General features: G+C 44.5%; 20 protein-coding genes and 1 riboswitch. Of the genes, 6 read left to right on the top strand and 14 right to left on the bottom strand.

Going from position 1 to position 20861, the window contains the following annotated elements:
- The first annotated feature begins 40 nt into the window (after nt 1-40).
- Nucleotides 41-676 carry a LysE family translocator gene (locus tag FKN08_RS03910; protein WP_005393419.1) on the top strand — a complete coding sequence of 212 codons (636 nt, stop codon included), beginning with the start codon at nt 41-43 and terminating at the stop codon, nt 674-676.
- Complete coding sequence (locus FKN08_RS03915; protein ID WP_170891388.1) at nt 676-1242, top strand: threonine transporter RhtB; 567 nt, start codon at nt 676-678, stop codon at nt 1240-1242. The genes FKN08_RS03910 and FKN08_RS03915 overlap by 1 nt, the downstream gene beginning before the upstream one ends.
- Before the next feature lie 114 nt (nt 1243-1356).
- Here the strand turns inward: FKN08_RS03915 and FKN08_RS03920 are convergent, their stop codons facing one another.
- Complete coding sequence (locus FKN08_RS03920) at nt 1357-2733, bottom strand: sodium:alanine symporter family protein (RefSeq protein ID WP_006741605.1); 1377 nt, start codon at nt 2731-2733, stop codon at nt 1357-1359.
- Between the two features lie 122 nt (nt 2734-2855).
- Nucleotides 2856-2955: riboswitch (glycine riboswitch) on the bottom strand.
- A gap of 528 nt (nt 2956-3483) precedes the next feature.
- Between FKN08_RS03920 and FKN08_RS03925 the strand changes: the two genes are divergently transcribed.
- Both FKN08_RS03925 and FKN08_RS03930 read left to right on the top strand, forming a co-directional pair.
- Nucleotides 3484-3642: a hypothetical protein gene (locus FKN08_RS03925; protein WP_005377784.1), complete on the top strand. Its 159-nt coding sequence runs from the start codon at nt 3484-3486 to the stop codon at nt 3640-3642.
- Between the two features lie 31 nt (nt 3643-3673).
- Nucleotides 3674-4408 carry a hypothetical protein gene (locus tag FKN08_RS03930; RefSeq protein ID WP_046874891.1) on the top strand — a complete coding sequence of 245 codons (735 nt, stop codon included), beginning with the start codon at nt 3674-3676 and terminating at the stop codon, nt 4406-4408.
- A gap of 89 nt (nt 4409-4497) precedes the next feature.
- Here the strand turns inward: FKN08_RS03930 and FKN08_RS03935 are convergent, their stop codons facing one another.
- The 13 genes from FKN08_RS03935 to proV form a co-directional block, all read right to left on the bottom strand.
- On the bottom strand, nt 4498-4881 hold the full coding sequence (locus FKN08_RS03935; protein WP_005393414.1) for a hypothetical protein: 384 nt from the start codon (nt 4879-4881) through the stop codon (nt 4498-4500).
- Nucleotides 4882-4981: 100 nt separating this feature from the next.
- Entirely contained in the window at nt 4982-5347 is a 366-nt protein-coding gene (locus FKN08_RS03940) for a VOC family protein (RefSeq protein ID WP_012841881.1), read from the bottom strand.
- Between the two features lie 141 nt (nt 5348-5488).
- Entirely contained in the window at nt 5489-7438 is a 1950-nt protein-coding gene (locus FKN08_RS03945) for an LTA synthase family protein (RefSeq protein ID WP_170891389.1), read from the bottom strand.
- Nucleotides 7439-7641: 203 nt separating this feature from the next.
- Nucleotides 7642-9054, bottom strand: coding sequence for an ATP-binding protein (locus FKN08_RS03950; protein WP_170891390.1), 1413 nt, complete (start codon nt 9052-9054; stop codon nt 7642-7644).
- Nucleotides 9044-9700: a response regulator gene (locus FKN08_RS03955; RefSeq protein ID WP_005393404.1), complete on the bottom strand. Its 657-nt coding sequence runs from the start codon at nt 9698-9700 to the stop codon at nt 9044-9046. Before FKN08_RS03955 ends, FKN08_RS03950 begins: the two co-directional genes overlap by 11 nt.
- A gap of 3 nt (nt 9701-9703) precedes the next feature.
- Nucleotides 9704-10339, bottom strand: coding sequence for a hypothetical protein (locus FKN08_RS03960; protein ID WP_170891391.1), 636 nt, complete (start codon nt 10337-10339; stop codon nt 9704-9706).
- 14 nt (nt 10340-10353) lie between these two features.
- A complete protein-coding gene (locus FKN08_RS03965) occupies nt 10354-11148 on the bottom strand; it encodes an SDR family oxidoreductase (RefSeq protein ID WP_170891392.1) in 795 nt (264 codons plus the stop codon).
- A gap of 8 nt (nt 11149-11156) precedes the next feature.
- Nucleotides 11157-11840, bottom strand: a complete 684-nt coding sequence (locus FKN08_RS03970; protein ID WP_170891393.1) for an iron-containing redox enzyme family protein — start codon at nt 11838-11840, stop codon at nt 11157-11159.
- Between the two features lie 25 nt (nt 11841-11865).
- Nucleotides 11866-13425: an AMP-binding protein gene (locus tag FKN08_RS03975; RefSeq protein ID WP_170891394.1), complete on the bottom strand. Its 1560-nt coding sequence runs from the start codon at nt 13423-13425 to the stop codon at nt 11866-11868.
- 80 nt (nt 13426-13505) lie between these two features.
- Nucleotides 13506-14117 (bottom strand): thermostable hemolysin, encoded by a 612-nt coding sequence (locus FKN08_RS03980; protein WP_170891395.1) that lies wholly within the window; start codon nt 14115-14117, stop codon nt 13506-13508.
- A gap of 216 nt (nt 14118-14333) precedes the next feature.
- Complete coding sequence (gene proX, locus FKN08_RS03985) at nt 14334-15341, bottom strand: glycine betaine/L-proline ABC transporter substrate-binding protein ProX (RefSeq protein ID WP_005393392.1); 1008 nt, start codon at nt 15339-15341, stop codon at nt 14334-14336.
- Nucleotides 15334-16425: a glycine betaine/L-proline ABC transporter permease ProW gene (gene proW, locus FKN08_RS03990; RefSeq protein WP_046874899.1), complete on the bottom strand. Its 1092-nt coding sequence runs from the start codon at nt 16423-16425 to the stop codon at nt 15334-15336. Before proW ends, proX begins: the two co-directional genes overlap by 8 nt.
- 4 nt (nt 16426-16429) lie before the next feature.
- Nucleotides 16430-17617, bottom strand: coding sequence for a glycine betaine/L-proline ABC transporter ATP-binding protein ProV (gene proV, locus FKN08_RS03995; protein ID WP_005393388.1), 1188 nt, complete (start codon nt 17615-17617; stop codon nt 16430-16432).
- A 438-nt stretch (nt 17618-18055) separates the two neighbouring features.
- Here proV and FKN08_RS04000 point away from each other — a divergent pair, with 438 nt between their 5' ends.
- A complete protein-coding gene (locus FKN08_RS04000) occupies nt 18056-19936 on the top strand; it encodes a DUF294 nucleotidyltransferase-like domain-containing protein (RefSeq protein ID WP_006741594.1) in 1881 nt (626 codons plus the stop codon).
- The gene (locus tag FKN08_RS04005; RefSeq protein WP_170891396.1) at nt 19936-20682 is read left to right on the top strand and encodes a 3'-5' exonuclease; all 747 of its coding nucleotides are present in this window, start codon (nt 19936-19938) and stop codon (nt 20680-20682) included. The genes FKN08_RS04000 and FKN08_RS04005 overlap by 1 nt, the downstream gene beginning before the upstream one ends.
- Nucleotides 20683-20861 lie beyond the last annotated feature (179 nt).

Raw genomic sequence — 20861 nt, forward strand, 5'->3', positions numbered from 1 at the left:
CGGTATTGATGACGGATTAACAATTAATTATCACGATAATATGGATATCTTGAATTTTGAGGCATTTATTATTGCCATCACTATTTTAACGCTAACGCCGGGTTTAGATACGGCCCTTGTTATCCGTAATACCAGTCGCGCGGGTTTAAAAGACGGATGTACAACCAGTTTAGGGATTTGCTTTGGCTTATTTGTGCATGCTTTCTTTTCAGCGGTTGGAATTTCGGCCATTCTGGCGCAATCTGCAGAGTTATTCCAAATCGTAAAAATGATTGGTGCAGCTTATCTTATTTGGCTTGGTCTGAGCAGTTTAAAAGCTCTGATGTCGTCGAAGAATGGTTTGTCAGTGACGGAGCAGGTTCATGAAGTGTTTAATGGCAAACGCTCTTTTAGAGAGGGCTTTCTTTCTAACGTCTTGAACCCAAAAACGGCAGTTTTCTACTTGGCGTTCTTGCCACAGTTTGTGAATCCAGAAGGTTCTCCTTTGCTTCAATCAATGATGATGGCATCCGTGCACTTTATTATTGCGATGGTTTGGCAGTGTGGTTTGGCTGGCGCACTTAACTCAGCTAAGAGCCTGTTAAAGAATGCAAGCTTTATGAAGTGGATGGAAGGGGCGACGGGCGCTGTCTTAGTCGCACTTGGCGTAAAGTTATTGATTGAAAAGCCCGTGTAATGCGCAATATTTACCACCTTTTGATATTACTCGTTGTGTTTATTACTGGCGTGGTTGGTGCCATTGTTTGGCAGACATGGCCACAGGTACAGTTTGTGCAACGTGGCATGACCTGGTCTTGGCACTGGGGCTATTTCGAGCCATTTTCCAATGGAATACAACAGACGCGAACTCAAGATACGAAACAGCTATTACTTCGACGTGTGTATATGAATGACGGTATTGTCGTTTTTGTCTCGACAACAATGGACAATAAATTTGAAGTTGATGTTGTAAAAGAGCAAAGTTGCGAACCTAAAACGACAACTTGGGCTTCAGTATCCGTCAACCATCAACGCATGAGACATGTGCCGATGGTTTGTGATGCACTGGGGCAGAGCTACTTTTATCGCTACATCGGGAAGCATCTTGAATCGATTGAAGTTGGGGTTGGAGATTCGTTCGTAACAGAGGCGTTTTCAGACTGGCCGCTATCAGAGCTGAAGTCGGATCAATTCAAGCAAAAAAATGCGAAGTTTTTTCAAGAACGTGGAGAAAAGGTTGAGCATCAATGGTTGAGAGATTAACCGCTAAACTTAAGATAAAATAAAGCCCGCTGAATACCAGCGGGCTTTATGTTTTTACCATTTCCAATTTACTTTCAGCGATTGACGGTTCATTACTGAACACTTGTCATGTCACTAAGCTTTTACTGCTTCAATTTCATCAGATTGCGATGCTGAGCTAAAGAACAGCTTGGTTTCTGCCAGCACGACGTGACGCAGTGCGATCAAACCGATTAGGTTAGGAATCGCCATCAGGCCATTTACGATATCGGCGAGTAGCCAAATCATGTCTAGATGGAGGAACGCGCCTGATGCCACCAAACCAACGAAAATCAGCTTATAAGGAAGCACCGCTTTTGTACCAAAGAGGAACACAACGCAACGCTCACCGTAGTAGTTCCATCCAAGAATGGTTGTGAATGCAAAAAACATCAAACCAATTGACACCAGCATTGGGCCAAATGTATCCGCATTCAAACCTACCGCAAAGGCATGAGTCGTCATTGCTGCACCAGAAAAGTCGCTTTGCCATGCGCCAGTAAGGATCAACGCTAGGCCCGTCATGGTACAAATAATGATGGTATCAAAGAAGGTACCTGTCATTGAAATCAGGCCTTGTTTCACACAAGAGTCTGTTTTCGCTGCCGCTGCTGCCATAGGCGCGCTACCCAAACCTGATTCGTTTGAGAATACGCCACGAGCGATACCTGATTGGATTGCCAGCATGATACTTGCACCTAAGAAACCACCGGTCGCTGCTGTTGATGTAAATGCTGAGACCAACACTAATTCAACGGCATTGAACAATTGGTCTGCATTCATGATGATCACGCTTAAACACGCCAACACGTAAAATACAGCCATGGTAGGAACCACTTTTCCTGCAACGTTAGCAATGGATTTGATGCCACCCAAAGTTACGAAAGCAACCAAAAGAGTCAGTACAAAGGCAGAGAGCTCACGGTCAACACCGAGAGATATCTCACTTGCATCCAGAATCGCGTTTACTTGTGGAAACGTACCAATACCAAAACAAGCAACACCCAAAGCAAACACTGCAAACATGATCGCGAGGGCTTTTGAGCCAACACCGTATTGCAGGTAGTACATCGGGCCACCAATCATTTGGCCTTTATCATCGACTCTTCGGTACTTAACCGCTAACAAACATTCGGCGTATTTAGTCGCCATTCCGAAAAGGGCGGCGAGCCACATCCAGAATAGGGCACCTGGTCCACCAAGTTTGATCGCGGTGGCAACACCAACAATGTTACCAGTACCAATCGTTGCTGAGAGCGCAGTACAAAGTGCTGCAAAGCTAGAAACGTCACCTTGTTTATCAGATGACTTATCTTTACTGAACACCATCGCTAGCGCTGTTGGGAGATGTTTAAACTGGATCAAGCCGAGGCTAAAAGTGAAGTAAACACCGGTACCCACTAGCAAAATAAGCAGTGGTGGACCCCAGACAAAATTATCGATGGTTTGTAGTAAAGATTGTAGGTCGTTCATGATTTCCCCTTAATAAAACAACTAATAAGGAGAAGAGGGAAAGGACGAGATCAACGATCTCTAAAAGAACTAAGCTATTGGTTGTAGGCGGGAAGGCCAAGCAAAATAGTTAGGTTGTAACTTTCCACTCCTCTGTCCTTTTGCCTGAGAGTTTCACCTTGCGTGAGTGCAAGACTTGCTCCTTCGGCGACCGATTTAACGGTTCTCTCCAGAGGTTCCTCCAACTACAGTCCCCGCTACCTAGGTAGCACCTGAAATAGTTAATTCTTCGGCGAGTTATGCTAATCAAATGTTAAAATTTGATTAATAACCACTCTCCTGCAGTCTTCATCGGAACAATTACTCAATTAAATGAGTAAAGGTTAGTTAATGATGCTGGTCATCATTAACGTGTGAACTCTATCATGTTTTTGGTCCATTTCAACACCCTATATCAATTTATTTTCAACGAAATAACCCTACTTATTTTCACGAAGCTACGTTTACCAAGTTTTTTGTGTGAGCAACTGCATAAACAAAACTCATTGGGCTAGGGAATAGAACCAAGAACACACTTCAGAACGATAAATGTGTTTCGATTATTACGGCATAAGTTATTCAATTGAGAACACAAATTTGATTAAAATCGAAGCACTTATTTTAAAATCTACGCTAAGTTGACCTTATGGGGCGTATAAATGAGTTACAATAAATCTTTGTGAAACCGTCTATGGACCTAGGCAGTTTTTCATGAGTGGACAAGGAGGCGGTATGACCAGATTATTAGCCATTGCGGTGTTGATTGCAGTAGCATTTGTGCTGTTTCGTTATCGAACCAATGAAAAAGTCCAAAAAGCGACCGTTATAACATTAATTGGCGCCTTTCTGATTTATACGGCATCGATTATGTTTGCGGAATTGATCCGCTAGCAAAGTAAAAGAGTCCTTGGAGTAGTATACGGTGAGTTCTCAGAACAAGATGGAAGAACAAGACGACGTTGTTGTCATTGAAGAGCGTGACAAACGTACTCATATCTATATCGCGATTGCTGCGGTATTAGGCTTGGCATTTGGTGGCCTTGTTGGATCGATTGTCACTGCGAATAAGTGGGAATCGACTTATCATGTGCTAGAAGAAAAATACCAAGCGTTGACGCAAGATAAAACGCAGTTGGTGTCTCAAGTAAAAGTGCGCGAAGAAGCGCTCGACCAAGAAATACAAGATAAAGTCACTGAACTGCTCGCAGCGAAAGATGAAGCGCACGAGAAAGCGCTTAAGAAGTTACAAAAGCAATTGACTGAGGTCGAGAAAGTTAACCTGTCGCTAGAGTCTCAATTGAAACAACAAGCAGATAAGATCAATACGACAAAGTCAGAAAATGAGAAGCTGAGTCGTCAAGCGGATATGCAAGCGACTATCTTTGAACGATCGCGCGAGGTGTTTCAAAAAGAGCTGAAAATTTCGCAAGAATTGGAGTCTCTAGAGAAAGAAAGGGCGAAATTATTGCCTAAGATCGAGAAACTCAAAAAAGAGTGTGATGTGTTTTTGGAAGGTAAATCTTGGGACGTGAAATCGGACGCGTGTGATAAACACGATGAAGCCAATTCACGACTAAGTCAGGTCGATCAAATGATTGAAGTTTATAAAATGGATCTCAAGCAAATCAAAGCAATAACTGAAGATATCGGCCTCTAGATCTTTTATACCTGTTTTGGAAAGTAAAGGAGCTCTTTAAGAGCTCCTTTTTCGTTGCTAGCGTTAAACTCGGGAGCTAGCGTTTATTCTTAGATACGCGAGGCGTCATAGCCTGAAGCAAGCAGCAATTCTCGCTCATGTTTAATCAGTTGGGCGCGATCTTCAATCAGTTCATTGAGAGCCAGTGAGGGCTTGCCTGCTAAAGCCTTGAACGACTCAAAAGATTCCGCGGTGTCGATTTTATCAATCATCTGACTGATGACATTACGAGCCTCACACGGGTTACTCGTAGTGGTAAAGTATTCCACTTGCTTTGCTGCCGATTTCATCTCTGTCAACAGCTCAAGTGGGCTGCTCTCTTTTGCTACCGCCATGTAGTTATCCAGCACGCGCTTTGCATAAAGCAGTTCTTTGAGGGGGATATCTCTTCCACTCTCGATTAGAGATTCGCTAAGGATCATACTTGAGCTCATGGGCATTCCTTCTTATATACAACGCAGCTTTTGATGTTTCCCTGAGTCTAATTTATTGAAGTCACATTGGGAATGGGTAAAAAGCATTTTTAACGCATTTTTATTCACTAATAAAAACGCGAATGCGATGTTTATCCGGATCGGTAGCCACAAAATTTAACCCATACACCGAAGTCATTGGTGGTTGAGCAAACTCAACGCCCATGTTTTTCCAACTGTTGTAAACGTGCTCTAACGTATGGCGGTTGCGCACTGCAAATGATAACTCGGTGCCACCACCTTTGATGTCGCTGGAAGGGGAAAGAACATCACTTTGCTTGAGTGTCAGTTTTAAGCCATTTGCGAGTGGCATAGAAGCAAATGTTGGAGACAAAAACGTGACCTCACAATCAAACAGTTTCGAGTAAAAAGCTTGGCTTACTTGGATGTCCTCAACATATAGAACGAATGAATTGATAGTTAGCATGGTCTGTTTCTCAATTTACTAGAAGTATGAGGTTGAATCTAACGGAAGGCTAAGACAGGTTTTGTCAGTAGAAGATTCGAAGGAGAGTGTAAGAATAAAGAAAGGAGCCAGTTGGCTCCCTTTTCACTGAATCAGCGGATATTAGTTGGTACGTTTCGAAGCGTACCAGTTGTTTTGATACGCCTTAGATGCAAACAATGCGTTTGCTTTTGCGCGTTCAATAACGGATTCATCGACTTCTAGCGGTTTCATGGTTTGGCTTTCAAAGTCGTATTCCATGGTCGACACTTTTTCACCAGGAGAAAGCACAACTAGGTTGTCACGCGTTAAATAACCAAAGTTTTTGTCGTATTGCATCATTGCGCGTTCATCTTCGCGAGCCAGTGGTTTCGTTAAGTCACGACCAATCATCGGCGTTTTGGCGTCTACGCCAATAAGAGACAACAGCGTAGGCGGCATATCTATGTTGTTTGCGATACGGTCATCTTTACGTGGTTTAATGTCTTTACCAATGATCAATGCAGGAATGTGGAAGTGCTTAACTGGAACCAAGTTAGCGCCAGACACGCGGGCATCGTGGTCTGCAATGACAATGAAAATAGTATCATCCCAGTAGGATGAGTTTTTCGCCTTTTCAAAGAACGTACCCAAAGCGTAATCTGAATATTTCACAGCGTTGTTACGCGTCATGTGTTCAGAATCGTATGGCTCAATTTTACCTTTCGGATACTCATAAGGACTGTGATTGCTTGACGTAAAAACTAAGCTGAAAAAAGGTTTGTCGCTTTTTGAAAGGCGTTCAAACTCTTCGTCTGCTTTGTTGTATAAGTCTTCATCACTGACCCCCCAAGAGCCAACAAAGCTTGGGTTATTGTAATCATCTTCTTCGACGATTTGATCAAAACCATTACCGAAGAAGAAGGTTTTCATATTATCGAAGTTTGCTTCACCGCCATAAATAAATTGCGTGTGATAGCCTTGTGCTTTTAGTAAGTCTGCGATGGTAAAGAAGCCTGTTTGGCTTTTGCTTAGTTTCACCACTGCGCGAGAAGGGGATGGTGGAAAACCCGTGGTTACGGCTTCGATACCACGAACAGAACGAGTACCCGTTGCGTACATTTGCGTGAACTGCCAACCTTCAGCCATGAGTTCATCCAGGTTTGGCGTAAGAGGTAGACCACCCAAAGAACCCACAAATTGCGCTCCTAAGCTCTCTTGTAGCAAGATCACTAAGTTCTTACGTTTACCATGGTAAGTCGCAGGGTTACTGTTCATGGTTGGAAGCAATGTTGGATCAAAGTCGGACTTTTTTGACGAAGCGCGAACTAGCTCCAGCATTTTTTGATTGTCCATCTTGCCGTAGAACTGCTCAGCGCTCTTTTCTGACTTCATATTGTTGACAGCAAATAGCAATGAGTAAGACGAGTTTAATGCTAAGTCGTTAAGCAGTGGATCGTTCGAAAACGCCACCATAGCAGGGTTGAGCGGGCGGTGTCCCAAAGACGAACGAGCGCCTGCAACACAAAGAAGCACAACGAAAACCGCCAAAAGAGGGCGCCATTTCCAATTGATTTGTTGCGCGCTATCGGTCAGTTTTTTGCTCGATTTCCAGCCTAAAACTAGCGTCAAAGCGGTGCCGATTGCACCAATAAACAGTTCTAGTTTGTAGCCAGTCCAAAGCATGCTCATCACTTCTTTCGGGTAGATGAGGTATTCAACAAACAGGCGGTTCGGACGCAGGTCATATTCTTGAATGAATGGCGCCGTTGCCAGCTCCATGTACACAAGAATCCATAGCCCTGCGACCATCCACAGGCGCAATACCCATTTCCAGCATTCTCCGACCTTGCCTTTTAGTGGCATGAAAGAAGAAAGTAGAGCAGGGAGGATGAACAACCAGCATAACGTTGCGATATCAACACGCACGCCTTGGCCTAGGATGTAAAGGAAGTCGTTGAAGGATTCAATACGATCAAACTGCCAAAAGGCGAGTAAAATGCGTGATATGGACAAAAATGTAAGTGAAAACAAAGAAAAAACAGCGAGAGGCTGCAATGGCCCAAACATGGGTCTCTTAGATGAACTTTTCATATTTATTTTGTGATGGACTTAGTCGTGATGTTGTGTCGTTTCTAGCAAAGCGAGCGTGAAATAAACGTGAATTATAATGAAAATCTATGGACTGAATTGTAAGTATTCGTATGTCTATGTAAGAGTGGGAGGCGTCTCATGTCTGGGGCGAAACAAGGCGATAGAAGTGTGCTCCATATCGCCTTTTTAGTTGTCTTTTTTCGCTAGTACTTTGGGAATGCGACGACAAACGTGTTCTTGCCATTTTCTCTCGGAATCAGCTCTATTATTGCGCTGTGTAGCGTAGCGATGTCTTTGCAAATAGACATTCCCAACCCCGCGCCATCGCCTTTTTCTGAGTGACCTCGGTAGAATTGTTCAAAGATCCTTTCTCGCGTTTCTTGTGGAATCTCTGGGCCTGTATCGGAAATTAAGACTTTGATTGTATTATTATTCTCTGTGACGCTGACTTGGATGTCACTGCGCTCGCCGGAGTAACGAATCGCATTATCGACGAGGTTACGAAATAACACCTCTAACAACATTCGATCACCGGATATAGCGATGTTGGAAGATGATAAACTGATGTCTTGCTTATGCTTCAATGCTAACGGTGCCAAATCAGCAACAACGGTTTGCAACAAAGGGGTTAGCTCAACGGTGTCGAATACACGTTCTGATAAGCTATCTACTTTAGCTAAAGTCAGTAGCTGATGGATAAGGCGGTCAGTGCGTTCAATGCCTTGCAGAATGTTGTGTAAATCTCCTCTCAGTTGCTCCGGATCATTACTTTCAAGTGCATTTTCTACGTTAAGACGAAGGATTGTTAGTGGGGTTTTTAGTTCATGCGCTGCAGCACGTGTAAAGCGTTTCTCTCTTTGCCAGGCTAACTCTAGTTCAGAGAGGAGAGAGTTGAGCGAATCGACAAGTGGTGCGAGCTCAACGGTGTTGTCTTTTACATGAATGCGATCTAATCGGTGTACGTTTCTTTGTGTGATGGCGGTGCGCAGGTCGTTAATCGGTCGGAAATGTTTATCGATCAACCAAAACAGCAAAAGCAACAAAGTTGGTAGTATCAGCAATTGTTCTATTGATGTGGATAGGGCAATTTCGTGAATGATCTCTTTACGTATCTTGTATTTTTCTGCAACCACGACGTATTCATTATCATGTTTTGTTTGTGGCAGTGAAATCTGAAATGTACGCCATTGTGTGCCGTCTTTTACGATATCAGCGTAGCCGTTATTATCAAAGGATGTAGAGAGTGCGTGCAAGGTTTGATCAGAGCTCCAGATTAGTGTGTTGTCTCGATAGAATTGAAAAACCAAGTTTTGTTCATAAGGGTGGCCGAACGTTGTGACATTGTCATCGTCAGACTTTGACATTGACTCAATGTTTTCCATCCACTCATTAAATAATTCTCGATGGTTAGCGAGAGCCCTCTCTTCCGTTGAAATTGAGAGCGTCAGCAACATTAATTTTGCGGATTGTCCAAGCCTAGCGTCATAAACTTCTTCGACCTCGTGCTTCGCAGATTGGAAACTGAAATAAAGTGAGATGAGTAAGAGAACACTTACCAACACGCCTACTGATAGAGTTAACTGACGTTTGATCGAGTACGACTTCTTATCTTTCAAGAATGTACCCCACACCGCGAATATTTTTAATGACCACTTTGGGCGCTTTTTTACGCAAATTGTGAATATGAACTTCGATAGCGTTGTCGCTTGAACCTTCATCCCAGCCGTGCAGTGATTGTTGCAATTGCTCCTTACTTTGCACGCGTCCGGCGTTCGTCATCAAGCTGGTGAGGATTTTAAATTCATTGCGTGTGAGTTTAAGCGGCGCGTCATCGTAGCGAATGCTTTGTTCCGATAAGGATAAAGATAACTGCCCAACTTGAATGATTTCTTCTGCACTACCGGATTGACGGCGAATCAACACACGCAAGCGAGCGAGCAACTCTTCGAGTGCAAACGGTTTTCCGAGGTAATCATCTGCGCCGCCATCAAGGCCTTGAACGCGATCGCGAATGTCGTCTCGTGCGGTAAGTATCATCACTGGGAGCTTAAATCCGCCTTTGCGAATATTACGCAGAACTTCCAATCCATCGATATCGGGGAGAGTGAGATCCAATATTACGGCGGTGAACGCTTCTGTTTTGAGTGCGCTAGTCACGCCAGAGCCTTTTTCCACCCAATCCACGGTGTACCCATGGCGACTTAATGAAGTCACCATGGATTGACCGAGTAGTTTGTCATCTTCTACGAGTAATAAGCGCATGGATTATTTCAAACTCCCAAGAGTCGCTTCAATTTCCAGTTTTCGACCTTTATCAGCCAAAGGTCGGTCAGGGCGAGGTGACGCCTGCATTGCGCGAGTCAAATACACTTTCGCTTCCTTGTCTCGACCTTCTTCTGCAAGGAAGTCTCCATAAAAATAGTTCGGATCGATGCCTTTTGGATTGATCTCTAACGCTTTTTTCAACATTTCTTCGGCTTTATCGTCATCACCAAAGCCAATTGGCCACCCCGGAACTTTGTAATACAGAGAACCTAAACTGGTGTATGCAGATCCATCAAGCGCTTGCGGTGAAGTTGCGATTACCCCTTCGAGTAAAGATTTGGCTTCTTTGGCGAGTGATAGTGCACCCAAGCCACCTTGAGCACCAGCCAGCGATGCTTTATTGATTGCCAGCCAAACAGTGAGTTCGGGATTGCCCGGTTCTCTGTCGAGATAAATACTGGTTTTGGCAATCGCGCGATGGAAGCATTGTTCCTTTTCGTCTCCATCGGGCGTGCTGTACTGACATTCCGCCCATTTCTTTTGAACCTGTTGCAGTGGAGTATTACTTGCCAACGCAGCGGTCGAAGCTAACGTTGAACAAACTGTCAAAGCGCAAAGTAGTTGTTTGGCCTTCATCGTCTATGTCCTCTTCAGTGACTGACTCGGTTTACGTATTGGTGAATGGTTTCTTGCTGCTTACGAATCGCAGAAGAAACCACACTTGGAAGCAGTTGATTGATGCGCGCAAAAAGCTTTTCTGGCCAACCAATCCATTTCGCGGACATTTCTTTTTCCAACATGGTGACAACGTGATCGGCTACAACTTGCGGCGAGTCCGTTTTGTTACCCAGTTGTCGATTCATTTCATTGACGGCATCGCTATTGAGCGAGGTTTCTGTCGCTCTTGGTGCCAAATACAGCGCACGGATTCCGGTTGCGAACAGCTCTCTGTCGAGCGATTCGGTAAAACGGTGCAACCCCGCTTTTGCCGCGCAATAGGAGGTATAGCCTGGGTAGCCAATTGAGCCGAATGTTGAACCAATATTGAGAATCACCCCAGGTTGCTTTAACCACGTCAACGCCGATTGGCACAGTAGCATCGGCGCAACGAGATTGAGCTGGATTTCGTCTGCAATCTGCGTTGGTCGTTTGTGGCTTAACAACGAGAAATCGTTGCTGCCCGCATTGTTAATCAGTGCGTCCACTTTTTGATGTTGGCGTGCTCGATCTTTAATCGCAGTTAATCCTTCTGATGAGGTGATGTCTGCAACGACTAGGTTATGGCGCTCTGGATTCGACAGTTCACGCTGTAGTGTTTGCAAGCTCTCTTCGTTTCTCCCAACAAGAATGAGGTTGGCACCGCGTTTTGCTAACTCTTGCGCGATGGCTTGCCCAATTCCGCCCGTTGCGCCTGTCAAGAGAATGGTGCTGTTGTTAATGATCATGCTTCACCTCACGCCGCTTGTTGGGTTGAGAAAGAAGGCAAAGAACGCAGCATTTGTCCGTACAATGCGTACACCATTTTTGCGGAGTCGATGATGACTTGTTGATCTTCCACTTTGGTGATTTTGTTCATCAGTGATTCAAAAAATTGCAGATGATCTTGGTCTAACACGCTGTGTGAAACTAGGTAAGTCATTGCCGAAGGCGGTAGGCTTAGCGTTGACTGGATTTTTTCAGCCATTTGGCCACCAATACCGACGCTGGTGCCTTCTAATACCCACACCATGCCAAACAGCGCGAGTGGGTTGTGGCGGTCAATGTTGTGGTAAAGGTAGGAAACCATCAGTTCAATCGGTGCACCTACTTGACCTACATCTTTGTTATTGCGCACTGCTTCGGCATCGCCGCCGCACGCTTTGATGTCATTTAAAATCCATTCTTGATGGCCTTTCTCTTCCTCGATGTACTCGGCAATGGCATCTCGTACCCATTCGTATTCGCCAGATAGTCGGCCTCCACACGCCATCAGCAAGGGAACAGTGTGCTTAACGTGATGGTAAGCTTGGGTTAGAAAGGCGATATACATATCTTTGGAAATGTTGCCTTGTTGAACGTCTGCGATGACTGGCGCAGTTAACATTGCTTGTTGAGCAGCGGCAGTGCTTTGTTTGAGTTGTTCGAAAAATAAAGTCATAACCTTCTCCTTAAGAAGCCGTTAACTAAGATACAGTTTGGAAAGATGTAATGTGTTGCTGAAAGGGCAAATCGATGCGTTGGATCTTTTGCACTTGCAGCGTTAATTCAGGCGTTGTGCACGCTAATAACTGAGCCACATCATGTTCGATTTGATTTCGTTTGAGCTTGCCGTTATCCGTGTACCAACCAGAGATGGCTCGTGGGTTGTCCAGCAGCAATAAGGTTCGGATTTGAGCGTAATCGGGTAGGGTTCGGTTTAATGCATGAACCTTTGCTTCGACGTCTTCGCTATTGGCAATGACAGCGCATAATGTTTGTTGGCTATCGCCTGTAACGATCAGTGGCGTCATCGGCAAATACGCCAACGCTTCTGATTCAATCCACTCCGGTGAGACATTTCTGCCGTATGCGGTGACGATAAGGTTCTTCTTACGCCCCGAGAGAGTGACAAAACCTTGTGCGTCAATTTGGGCTAAGTCGCCAGTCGCTAACCATTCTTGAGTAAACGGCTCATTCAAATAACCAAGAGCAACGTTGCCTTTGACGAGCAGTTCACCATCTTCCGCGATACGAATCTGAGCGTGGGGAAGCGGTTTGCCACACGTTCCTGCTTTAAATGCGGCTGGTGTATTCAAACAAACGACGGAGCCACATTCAGACAAGCCATAACCTTCAAATGCAGGGATGTTCAGCGCATGCGCGGTGTTAATCAGTTGTGGCGATACTCTTGCACCGCCAACGGCGACAAATTTTAGAGAATCCACAAGAGAGGGCTGCTGTTTCGCGATGTGAATGAGCGCAAGCAATAAAGCCGGTGTTAGCACTAAACTTTCTGGTTTGATGGTCGCTAATGCTTGTGCAAACAAACGCGGTTCGAATTGGCTTGAACCGAGTAGGCCGGTTTGCTCTCCGGGTAAAATATATGACGTCACGCCCAACATGAGTGGTACATAAACACCGGTTATGTTCTCGAGAAGCGTCGATAACGGAAGCAGTACTAAGTGCGAGTGCGCCGTGCTATTTACTGCATCGGCGAGCGATTTCGCCACCAAACACAAATGATCATTGCTTAAACACACGCCTTTAGGCTGACCAGTCGAGCCAGACGTAAATGTGATTTTTCCGGTTTCTGGTAGATAAGCTGCCTGTGTATCTTCATCTCCCAACTGGTTACGACGCAGCAAAGGCAAATTGGTAATGGAAAACGGATGGTCTTGCTGATTAAAGCTTTGCTTAGGGTTAGAAGCCAACCATGCTTGCCAATCGCCGACTAAAGCATCGACGCGTGATTGCTCCAACGTATGTTCAACCTGTGCATCAGAGAAAAAAGTCGGAATAGGTACGACGACTATGTCTGCCGCCATCGCCGCCAAATCAACAATGGCCCAATTGATGCTGTTTTCTGCGCGTAGCGCGAGTGCTTTGATGTTCTGTGCAATAAGTTCGGCGGCAACGAGTTCGATCTTGTTTAACAATTCAGAGTAAGTCAGTTCAACGGTTTGATTCGCTTCGTAGCCGACAAGTGCTACTCGACATGGTGTCGTTTTTGCCCATTTTGTAATGGCATCGAGGAGAATATTCATACGTCACCTATATTCTGGCGTGGTGTTTAACCAAGTTGTTCTGGTTGTGTTTGCGGTTTTAACGACGTTTACTTTTCTATCTAGGCTTGTTTGCGTTTTCTTTCTTGGACTAATCGAAGGCGTTCGAGTCCTTTTTGCAAATTGCCAGCTAACACACGCGGTTGATGCTCGTAGTACGCCCCCCAAGTGGACTCGGCATCGGGGACTTTATTTTGATCGGCCTGCGCGATGATATGAGGCTCCAATCCTAGGCGCGCCATCATGGCGTGAAGTGGGTCTGTCGCGGTGAAGATGCACCATTCAAAACCGAGATTGACCAGCATTTCTGCGATGAGGTAGAAGTGCAGAGATGACATGCCTTTAGCGAAAGATGCCAAGTGACCAAACTCCACTAAGTTCGAACGTTTTACGTCGCAGTTAAATACGTTAGAAACCAGCTTTTGGGCGTCGTCTTCTAAATACTGTTCAAGGAACAAGGGTTCATCTTCGGCGATGCGAAAGCCACATACGGAAACAATGTGAGCGCCTTCAATGAGGGTTAAATACGCCGGCATAAACTGTTTGAGCTCGGCAAAGAATGCTTCTTGATAACGCTGAGAAACATGCTCGATAACTTGGCTCCAAAGCGGATGCATTGGATAGACGATGTCTAAAGTAAAGCCATCTGCGGAAATTTGTGCATGGTGTTTCATGAGCGCTTCCTTTGTTTGATTGGTTATCAACAAAATAAAACGCGAAACTTAAGAAACTCTTAAGGAATGAAATTAAGTAGAAACTTTAAGAAAATACTGAGGAGCAGGGCTCAATATTGTTGCAATCCTTTTTACTACGGTGAATAAAATTAGAGCCAACCGATGTGATAGGTTGGCTCTAAAGTTAGGTGTCACGTATTTTAATGGTCGTGCCGATTACATGGCTGCTTTTTTAGCTTCGTCTACCCATGCGTCGAACTTTTTCTGGTTCGCTTTGATCCAGCCATTTACATGAGACTCGATGTCTGCTGAGCTATTCTTACCTTGGCTCATCATCATATTCTGCGCACTAACATCATTGATGTTTAGCTTGATGATTTCAAACAGCTTCGCTGCTGCTGGGTTCTTTTCAGTAAACTCTTTGTTCGCAACTATGCGCATAGAGTTCATCTCGAAGCCGTAGTTCTTACCGTTCTCTAGTGTTGTGTCGATGTCCTTACGCTCACCAGGAAGTGAAGAGAATGGCACTTCTAACCAAACAACATCTTTACCCGGAACTAAGACGCCACTTACCCAGTAAGGTGTCCAAGTGTAGTAAAGAATCGGATCGCCTTTTTTGTAACGAGAAATCGTGTCAGCGATAATCGCAGCGTAGTTACCTTGGTTGTGCGTTACTGTGTCACGAAGCTTGAACGCATCCAACTGATGCTCAACGACCATTTCACAACCCCAACCTGGGTTACAACCTGTTAAGTCCGCTTTACCGTCACCGTTGGCATCGAAAAGCTTGGCCAGTTTTGGATCTTTTAATTGACCAATATTTGTGATGCCATATTTTTCAGCGGTTTTTTTATCGATCAAGTAGCCTTGCGCAGCACCACTTACATATTGACCTTTGCGGAAAAACTTATCATCACCGCCAGACATTGTGTACTTATCGGCGTGAAGAGGGAACCAACCTACTGCTAAGAAAGTAGCGTCGCCTTTAGCAATAGAGGTATAGCCTACGTTGTAATCCACTTCTTTAGTTGGTTTTACATCGTAACCAAGCTCTTCAAGTGCACGGTTTACGATCAATGTTTGAAACGTTTCCTCTGCAACGGTTGATTGAACTGGCTGAACAGTCACACCTTCACCCGGTAGTTCGCTTGCCACACCATAAGTTGAAAATGCGATAGTACTTAGAGCTCCAACAGAGAGCGCTTTCTTCCATGAATTATTCATTGATGTTTCTCCTAAGTTTTAGATCGTCTTGGTTCGTCTTTGTTTTCAGTTTTAATAGGTATGAAACAGGACCTGTGTGATACCAGCGAAGCTTGGTGTTACCCGCATTAACCCCTAATACTTGGGTAATACGGTCTAATAAAATGGCAAGAATTACGATGCCTAAGCCACCGACAGCAGCAAGACCCATATCAAGTCGGCCGATACCACGAAGTACCATTTGGCCCAAGCCGCCAACCGCAATCATTGAAGCGATCACTACCATAGAAAGTGAAAGCATCAAGGTTTGGTTTACCCCTGCCATAATCGTTGGTAACGCCAATGGCAATTGGATGCGATAAAGCATCTGTTTTTTGTTTGCCCCGAAAGAGTGGCCCGCTTCGATCAGCTCTTCAGGTACTTGCTGAATCCCTAAAATAGTCAGGCGCACAACGGGAGGCAGTGCGAAAATGATGGTTACTACAACGCCTGGAACGTTACCAATACCGAATAGCATAACGATTGGCACTAGATAAACGAACGCGGGGGTCGTTTGCATTGCATCGAGTATTGGTCTAACAAATTTGGCTGCGGTTTGGCTTCTCGCCAACCATATCCCCATCGGTAGCCCGATAAGCAAACAGAAGAAGACGGCGGTTAAAACCAGTGCGAGCGTTGTCATCGCCTGTGACCAAGCACCAATTAGGCCGATAAAAACAAGGGATACAAGCGTTGAAAAACCGAGTTTTACATTGGAAAACTGCCACGCCAGCAAAAATAAAATGAGTACCATGATAGGCGCAGGTGTGGACACCAAAGCAGTTTCAAACGAGGTAAGAATAAAGTCGATTGGAACTCGAATTGCTTGGAAAACAGGGCGACCATGTTCCACCAACCAGTTCAATCCCGATTCCACCCAGCTATCAAGTGGTAGAACCGCATCTTGGAATGGGTTCATAATATCGAATGGCGCTTGCTCTACAGTTTCTGAGCTCAACCAGTCATTACTTGGGGCAGCGTCAGCACCTGCACCTTGTGACCAAGGATCATCTTGTGCAGGAGCGGTATTCGACCAGGGATCATTGTTAGTTTGCTCTGAAGACATCGTGTTAATCCTTATCTAGTGTTTGTAGAAGACGTGATTTAGTCACGACACCAAAGTAAGTACCTTGCTCATCAACGACAGGTACGGCATAAGGAACGCCTGCAACTAGCCCCAAAATGTCATTGATTGACTGCTCTGGCTGAAGAGTGACTTCATCCGTCAATTGAGCACTGGCTAGAGAGCGGTTTTCTTTGTGAGCCAAACGTAGTGAGTCAAGAGACACGATGCCGGAATATCGGCTAGATTTATCGACGACAATGCCGTAATCACGGTCATGATCCATCAGAATCTGCATCGCGGAGCCTGGGCCATCATTTTCCGATTTCTTAAAGACGGCGGCTGGCTTCTTGCGAGCGATATCTTTTGCTGTCAAGACACTTGCGATGTTTACGCCGCGGAAAAACGCTTCGACATAATCATTTGCTGGGCTGTGCAATATTTCATCAGGTGTGCCAACCTGAACAACCTCACCGTTTTGCATGATGGCGATACGATCACCAATACGCATTGCTTCATCCAAATCATGAGAGATGAAGACAATTGTGCGTTTGTCATCGTTTTGTAGACGAATAAGCTCATCCTGCATCTCAGAACGGATTAATGGGTCTAAAGCGGAAAACGCCTCGTCCATTAATAGAATGTCTGGGTCACAAGCCAATGCCCTTGCTAAACCCACGCGCTGTTTCATACCACCGGATAACTCGTCAGGGAAAGATTCTGCATAAGGGTCTAAGCCAACTCTTTCCAAGGCGGAAAGGGCACTTTTCTGACGTTCATTAACATCAATGCCAGCAAGTTCTAAACCGAATGCAGCGTTTTCGATCACCGTCATGTGAGGCATAAGTGCGAAACTTTGAAACACCATTGAGATATTGTTGCGACGAACTTCTCGAAGTTCGTCTTCAGAGATATGGGCAATATCTTTCCCTTTGAGATAAACACTGCCTTTCGTTGGCTCAATGAGTCGGTTTAGGAGTCGAACGAGAGTAGATTTTCCCGAACCAGAAAGCCCCATGATTACGAAAATTTCACCTTCGTTAATGGTGAGAGATACATCGTTTACGCCGACTGTTAAACCTGTCTGTTCAAAAATACCGTCTTTATCGATACCTTTTTCGATAAGCGAGAAGGCTCTTTCTGGGTCTTCTCCAAACACTTTATACAGTCCCTTAACTTCCAGTATGGGATCCATGTTATCTGTCCTTTTTTGTGTGTTTATAACTGTTTAACGATTTGTACTCTAATTAATTTTAGTTCAATTTTCAACGAATGGGGTTCGGTTAACCGGATTTTATGTGCATACAATAAACAATGAAGGTGGTGTGGTTAAATAGTGTTTTTATTAACAAAAATAGATATTTACGGTTGGTTTTGTCTTCGCTTAACTTTTCCATGACATTGGTTTGAATTTATTTTGAAGTTTTTAGTACATTTCAACTCAGCCCATCTGCATAGCTATAAGGAGAAATAGATTAGAGGTCTATATTTAAAAACATTAGAGCTCTAATTTTTGGTTGGAGTTTTATTCTGCGAACTAGGTTAGGTGTTGTTATTCTTAGATTTATTCATTGATTGATTTCAATCTTGGTGATATTTATCGCTGTAGTTTAGGCAACGTATGGAATAAAAGATGGAAGCCGAACAGTTAGAAGTGCTCAACTTCATTAGCCAGTACCCACCTTTCGATGATCTACCCGAAGAGCAGTTAAAAAAGATCGCTCTAAATGCCGAGGTTGCATACTTTCGGCAAGGCACAGAGATACTCAATTTTGGAGACACGATCCGCGACTTATATATGGTGAGAAGCGGCGCTGTGGAGATCTACCGACGTAAAGGCGAACTCTATAACAGGATTGACGCTGGTGGACTGTTTGGACAGATGGGGTTGTTAATGAACAACCGTGTGCGTATGCCTGCCAAAGCGATAGAAGACACCTTGGTTTACTGTATTCCGGAGGATATTTTCAACGAGCTTTGTGATGAGTTTGAAAACTTTGCTGACTATATGGAACTGGAAGACAGCGCGCGCTTGCGAAGCGCAATATCCAGCCGCTCAGAAAGTAATGACTTTACCACTGCCAAAGCACGTAAGATCTTAGCGAGAGATCCGGTAACGTTGGAGGCGACGGCATCGATTCAAGAAGCCGCGATACTGATGGCGGAGGAAAATGTCACCTCTTTGCTTATTGTTCGCCCAGCAGAAGAACTCACAGAAGAAGACGATGAACAACTACTTGGAATATTGACTGATCGCGATCTATGTATTCGCGTATTAGCTCAGGGCATTGATACCAACATCCCAGTGAGTGAGGTCATGAGTTATGACGTGGTGTCTCTGGATTACAACGCTTATGTCTTTGAAGCCATGTTAACCATGTTGCGCTACAACGTGCACCATCTCCCTATTTTAAAAGATAAAAAGCCGATAGGAATTATTGGCATGACGGATATTGTCCGTTATGAATCTCAAAACAGCTTGCTGCTAGTTAGCTCTATCTTCCAACAAACCAGCGTTGAAGATCTCAAGCAAGTTTCTGAACAAGTGAAAGACTGTTTTGTGCGAATGGTGAATGAAGATGCCAACGCTCATATGATTGGTCGAGCCATGTCGGTCATTGGTAGTAGCTTTAAACAGCGTTTGGCTGAATTAGCAGAGCAAGAGCTTGGCCCTGCGCCAATTCCGTATTGTTTGGTCGCTATGGGATCGATGGCCAGGGATGAGCAGTTAATTGTAACGGACCAAGACAACGCCCTTATTCTCGACAACAGTTATGATGTTGAGATGCACGGGGAGTACTTTGAAAAGTTTGCCAAATTTGTTTGTGATGGTTTAGCAGCATGCGGCTATGCTTACTGTACTGGCGACATTATGGCAACCAATCCAGAGTGGCGAAAAACCCGAGCGGAGTGGGAGGAGTGCTTTGGCAACTGGATAGATAACCCAACTCCTGAAAGGTTGTTAAACAGTAATATCTTTTTTGATTTATTAGGTGTTCATGGGCGAGTGAAGTGGGCGGAACAATTAAGCAGCTTTATTGTTAGGCGCGCGAAAAGAAACAACCGTTTCCTTGCATGTATGGCTTACAACGCGATACGTCGTACACCGCCATTGGGCTTCTTCAAAGATTTTGTTATGGAGAAAGATGGTCGTCACCGCAATTCTATTAACTTGAAAAGAAGAGGAACTGCGCCATTGGCAGATTTGATTCGAGTACATTCATTGGCAATTGGTTCCCGTTCGCAAAACTCGTTTGACCGATTAGACGATATTAATGATGCGGGCATTTTACCTAAAGGTCGAGGAATGGACTTGAGGGATGCAATGGAATTGATCTACATGGTTCGAATTCGTCATCAAGCACTCGATATCGAAAATGGAGATGAACCAGATAACAACATTGAGCCAGAGAACATGTCAGAGTTTGAGCGCCGAAACTTAAAAGCTGCTTTCCAAATCCTTAGTAATGCACAGAACTTCATCAAGTTCCGATACCAGAGAAGTAGCAAATAATGTGGTTCTCAAAAAAGGCAGCAAAAGATCAGCCGTTGTTGGATACGTCTCGGACGCCAGAGTGGTCAACGTTATTCAAACAGCTCGCGAAAGAAGCAAGAGACGAGAGGCTCAAACGTTATTACTCGACACCGATGGTTAATGGGGAAACACCAATTGAGGAAGTGCCATTTGTCTCGGTAGATTTTGAAACGACAGGTTTGAATGCGGAAGAGGATGCAATTCTCACGATTGGACTTGTGCCGTTTACCATTGATCGTGTTCAATGTAGTGGCTCTGCGCATTGGGTTGTTAACCCTAATCGTGAGTTAAACGAAGAGTCAGTCGTGATTCATGGCATCACTGATTCTGAAGTCAAAAACGCGCCCCAATTAACCCACATTTTAGGGGAAATATTGGATGCGCTGTCTGGCAAAGTTGTGCTTGTTCATTATAAAAATATCGAAAGGCAGTTTTTTAATAACGCGTTGCTAAATAACATTGGGGAGGGAATACAGTTTCCCGTTGTCGATACGCTAGACATTGAACATGCGATACAGCGCCGTGAATGCAGTGGCCTATTCAATAAGTTAAAAGGTAAGAAGCCAGGCTCTGTCAGGCTGGGGCATGCTCGTGAAAGGTATCGCCTTCCTGCTTATCAACCTCATCATGCTTTGACCGATGCGCTGGCAACTGCTGAACTGTTTCAAGCACAGTTGCAATATCATTTTAATCGAAGCATGCCAATCTCTTCGATTTGGCAATAAGCGTTGTTTATGATTAAGACAATAAAATGCAATGAAAGGTAGGGGGCTTTGCGATTATTATGGCGGACTGAGTAACCGCTTATAAGAACTATGTTTTTTGAACATGTGCTTGGTAGTGATGGGAGGTTTCATCACTCAAACTCCGACGAAAGTAATTTAAATTTGGTCACGTATTTTTA

Source organism: Vibrio sp. 1-2 (7-a) (assembly GCF_013048515.1).
Classification (GTDB): domain Bacteria; phylum Pseudomonadota; class Gammaproteobacteria; order Enterobacterales; family Vibrionaceae; genus Vibrio; species Vibrio diabolicus.